This is a genomic window from Rhodobaculum claviforme (assembly GCF_016653255.1).
In the GTDB taxonomy this organism is placed as follows: Bacteria; Pseudomonadota; Alphaproteobacteria; order Rhodobacterales; family Rhodobacteraceae; genus Rhodobaculum; species Rhodobaculum claviforme.
The window spans coordinates 1-4,157 of the sequence record NZ_NHSD01000067.1 but is presented as its reverse complement, the minus strand read 5'-3'; the positions used below and the strand labels follow the sequence as shown (position 1 = coordinate 4,157).

4 protein-coding genes are annotated in these 4,157 nt (G+C 72.2%); 3 read left to right on the top strand and 1 reads right to left on the bottom strand.

All coding sequences use genetic code 11. The annotated features are described in order from the left end of the window. Window positions 1-66: 66 nt before the first annotated feature. Window positions 67-1,548, bottom strand: a complete 1,482-nt coding sequence (locus CCR87_RS01105) for a UbiD family decarboxylase (RefSeq protein WP_201155487.1) — start codon at window positions 1,546-1,548, stop codon at window positions 67-69. Between the two features lie 122 nt (window positions 1,549-1,670). Between CCR87_RS01105 and ubiT the strand changes: the two genes are divergently transcribed. Genes ubiT through ubiV form a run of 3 tightly spaced genes read left to right on the top strand, consistent with a single transcriptional unit; the run spans window position 1,671 to window position 4,088 of the window. Next, on the top strand, window positions 1,671-2,210 hold the full coding sequence (ubiT, locus tag CCR87_RS01100; protein WP_201155484.1) for a ubiquinone anaerobic biosynthesis accessory factor UbiT: 540 nt from the start codon (window positions 1,671-1,673) through the stop codon (window positions 2,208-2,210). After that, window positions 2,210-3,187 (top strand): ubiquinone anaerobic biosynthesis protein UbiU, encoded by a 978-nt coding sequence (gene ubiU / locus CCR87_RS01095; protein ID WP_201155486.1) that lies wholly within the window; start codon window positions 2,210-2,212, stop codon window positions 3,185-3,187. Before ubiT ends, ubiU begins: the two co-directional genes overlap by 1 nt. A gap of 13 nt (window positions 3,188-3,200) precedes the next feature. Next, window positions 3,201-4,088, top strand: a complete 888-nt coding sequence (gene ubiV, locus CCR87_RS01090) for a ubiquinone anaerobic biosynthesis protein UbiV (protein ID WP_201155485.1) — start codon at window positions 3,201-3,203, stop codon at window positions 4,086-4,088. Window positions 4,089-4,157 lie beyond the last annotated feature (69 nt).

Genomic DNA, 4,157 nt, shown 5'->3' with positions numbered 1-4,157 from the left:
CCCCCTGCCCCCCCGCCGCCTGATCCACGGCCCCATCGGGGCGCTGCCGGTCGATCGCGCGCGCGCTCACAGCCGCCCCTCCAGCAGACGCTCGGCAAAGGCTTCGGCTTCGGGCGACTGCGCCATCACCGTGCCCCAGTCGCGCGTCGTCTCGGGGCCGATCTTGGTTGTCGCATCCAGCCCGATCTTGCCCGCCAACCCCTCGTGCGGCGAGGCGAAGTCGAGGTAGTCCATCGGCGTATCCTTCAGGATGACGGTATCGCGCCCCGGATCGTAGCGCGTCGCCAGAACCCATGCGATGTCGTCCCAGTTGCGCACGTCCACGTCCGCATCCGTCACCACGATCATCTTGGTATAGCTGAACTGCGCCAGCATCCCCCACAGCGCCGTCATCACCCGCCGCGCCTGTCCCGGATACCGCTTGGCGATGCTCACCACCGCGATGCGATAGCTGCACGCCGCGGGCGGCAGCCACAGGTCCACCAGCTCGGGGATCTGCTGGCGCATCACCGGCAGCGCGAGGTCGTTGAACACCTCGCCGATGACCGAAGGTTCATCCGGCGGCCGGCCGGTGGCGGTGGACAGATACAGCGGGTCGTCGCGGTGCGTCATCGCGGTGACGGTCATCACCGGAAACGGCTCGGCGGCGTTGTAGTAGCCGGTGTGATCGCCAAAGGGGCCTTCGGGCGCGGTGTCGCCGGGATGGACCCAGCCCTCCAGCACCATCTCGGCGGACGCGGGCACCAGCATCGGCACCGTGCGCGCGGGCACCAGCTCCGTGCGCTGGCCACGCAGCGCGCCGGAGAATGTCAGCTCCGATACCGTCTCCGGCAACGGCAGCGCCGCGCCCAGCAACAGCGCAGGGTCCGCCCCCAGCACCAGCGCCACCGGCATCGGCGCGTCGCCCCAGCTGCGGTGATGCCCCGCCCCGCCACGATGCGCCAGCCACCGCAGGATCACACGGTTTTCCCCGATCACCTGCGCGCGATAGACACCGGCGTTGTAGCGCGCGGTGTCCTCGGCCTCGGTCCCGTTGGGGCGCGTCAGCACCACCGGCCAGGTGATCAGCGGCCCCGCATCGCCGGGCCAGCAGGTCTGCACCGGCAGCCGCGTCAGGTCCGGGGCCTCGTCCACCACCTGCTGTACCGGCGCACGGCGCACCACCCGGGGCCGCGCCGCCAGCGCCGCGCGCAGCATCGGCCAGCGCGACAGCGCATCCGCCATCCCCTCCACCGGCGCGGGCGCGCGCAGGGCGGCCAGGAAGGCACCCAGATCGCCCACCTTGTCGCGCGCGATGCCCAGGCCCGCGGCCACCCGCCCGGGCGTGCCGAACAGGTTGGCCACCACCGGCACCTGCGCGCGGCTGCCATCGGCCAGCACCGGCGCGTCGAACCGCAGCGCCGGGCCGCCCGCGCCCAGTGCGCGCATCGCCACGGCGGTCATCTGCAACCGGCAGTCCACCGGCTCGGGGATGCGCAGCAGGTCGCCCTGCCCCTCCAGATAGGCGAGGTAAGCGCGCAGGTCGGGCATGGGGGGCAAGGTGCGAATGGTGTCCTCCTGTGGTGGCCGAAGGCCGCTCTAGCAGCCGCGACGGGGGTTTCGCTTGACCTGCATCAAATCGCGCGGGCCTCTGGCGTCCTAGACGGGGGGCACCCAGCGCGAGGATGACCATGTTCGGACATGCCCCTGAAATACCTGTTTTTCCGAGTCCCCTGACGGCGCCGCTGCGGCTGGCGCCGCTGGCGCCGATGGGCCTTGCCCTGACGCTGATCGCACGACGGCTGATCGCGCGGCACCCGGGATTGATCGCCCGCCTGGGGGACTATGGCGATGCGCGCTTCGCCATCGATCCGACCGATCTGCCGCTGACGCTGCTGATGCACCCCCACCCCACGCACACCCGCATCACCCTGCACCGCCGCCCGCCCGAGGCCGACGCCCGCATCGCAGGCCCGCTGGCGGGGCTGCTGGGGCTGGTGCATGGCGCCTATGACGGGGACGCGCTGTTCTTCTCGCGCGATCTGGTGATCGAGGGGGACACCTCGGCCGCGCTCGCGCTGCGCAACGCCATCGACGACGCCGAACTGGACCTCGGCGCGGAAATCGCCGGGCTGTCGGGGCCGCTCCGCGCGGTGCTGTCCCCGCTGATCGCCGCGGCCGGCCGGGTCACCGGCGTCGCCCTTACCCGCGTCGAAGGAGGCATGGCATGATGGAGCTGGTCTGTCCCGCAGGCACCCCCGCCGCCCTGCGCGCCGCCGTCGAGGCCGGCGCCCACGCCGTCTATTGCGGCTTCAACGATGAAACCAACGCCCGCAACTTTCCGGGCCTGAACTTCAACCGGCAGGAGGTGGCCGAGGGCATCGCATTCGCCCACCGCCACGGCACCAAGGTGCTGGTGGCCATCAACACCTTTCCCCGCGCGGGCCAGCAGGACATCTGGCATCGCGCCGTGGCCGATGCCGAAACCGCCGGCGCCGACGCGGTGATCCTGGCCGACCTCGGCCTCGTGGCCCATGCCGCGGAGCGCCACCCCGGCCTGCGCCGCCACCTGTCGGTGCAGGCCGCCGCCGCCAACCCCGACGCCATCAACTTCTACGCCGAGACCTTCGGCGTGAAGCGCGTCGTGCTGCCCCGCGTCCTGACGGTGGCCGAGATCACCGCCATCAACCGCGAGATCGACGCCGAGACCGAGGTCTTCGTCTTCGGCGGGCTGTGCGTCATGGCCGAGGGGCGGTGCTCGCTGTCGTCCTATGCCACGGGGCTGTCCCCCAACATGAACGGCGTATGCTCGCCCCCCTCCCATGTCGTCTATGCCGAGGAAGGCGAGACGCTGGCGGCGCGGCTGGGCGGCTTCACCATCCAGAAGGCCGCGCGCGGCGCCCCCGCCCCCTACCCCACCCTGTGCAAGGGCTGCTTCACCAGCGGGGACACCACCGGCCATGTGTTCGAGGACCCCTCCAGCCTCGACGCCTCCGAACTGATCCCGGCGCTGGCCAAGGCGGGCGTGACCGCGCTGAAGATCGAGGGCCGCCAGCGCTCGCGCGCCTACGTCAAGGAAGTCGTGCGGTCGTTCCGCGCGGCGGTGGAGGCGGTGGACGCCGGCCGCCCCGTGCCCGCAGGCCAGCTCGCCCGCCTGACCGAGGGCCAGGCCGCCACCACCGGCGCCTATGCCAAGACCTGGAGGTGACGCCATGACCGCGATGCAACTGACCGTCGGTCCCAACCCGTTCTTCTGGGACGCCGCCAGCTGGCGCGACTTCTACGCCCGCCTCGCCGATGAATCGCCGGTGGACCGCGTCGTGCTGGGGGAACTCGTGTGCTCCAAGCGCCTGCCCTTCTACCAGTCCGAGATCCCGGCGGCGGTGGAACGGCTGCGCGCCGCTGGCAAGGAGGTCGCGCTGACCTCGCTTGCGCTGGTGACACTGAAGCGCGAACGCAACCTGACGGCCGAGATCGCCGCCACCGGGCTGGAGGTGGAGGTCAACGACCTGACCGCGCTGGCGCATCTGCCGCAGGGGGCGGCGTTCTCGGTCGGGCCGCTGGTCAACGTCTACAACGAAGGCACGCTGGGCTGGCTGGCCGCGCGGGGCGCCACCCGCATCTGCCTGCCGCCCGAGGTGCAGCCCGAGCCGCTCGCGGTGCTGGCGCAGTCCAGCCCGGTGCCGGTCGAGGTCTGGGGCTGGGGCCGGCTGCCGCTGGCGATCTCGGCGCGGTGCTACCATGCGCGACTGCATGACCGCGCCAAGGACAGCTGCCAGTTCGTCTGCGACCAGGACCCCGACGGGCGCGCGGTGGATACCCTCGACGGGCAGCGGTTCCTGGCGATCAACGGCGTGCAGACGCTGTCGGCGGCCTGCGCCTCGGCGGCGCATGCGCTGCCCCGGCTGCGCACGGCGGGGGTGGCATCGCTGCGCCTGTCGCCGCAGTCCGAGGGCTTCACCGAGGTCTGCCAGCTCTTTGCCGACCTGATCGGCGGCCGGATCTCGCCCGAGGAATTCGACACCCGCGCCCGCCCGCTGGCCCCGGGTGGCCGCTTCTGCGACGGCTTCCTCACCGGCGCGGCCGGGGTGGCCTGGTCCGCGCCCTGACCCCCTCGCACGGGGCGCGGATCACCGCGACTTTGGTGCCACGCAGCGGGGGCAGGGGGCGGACCAGGC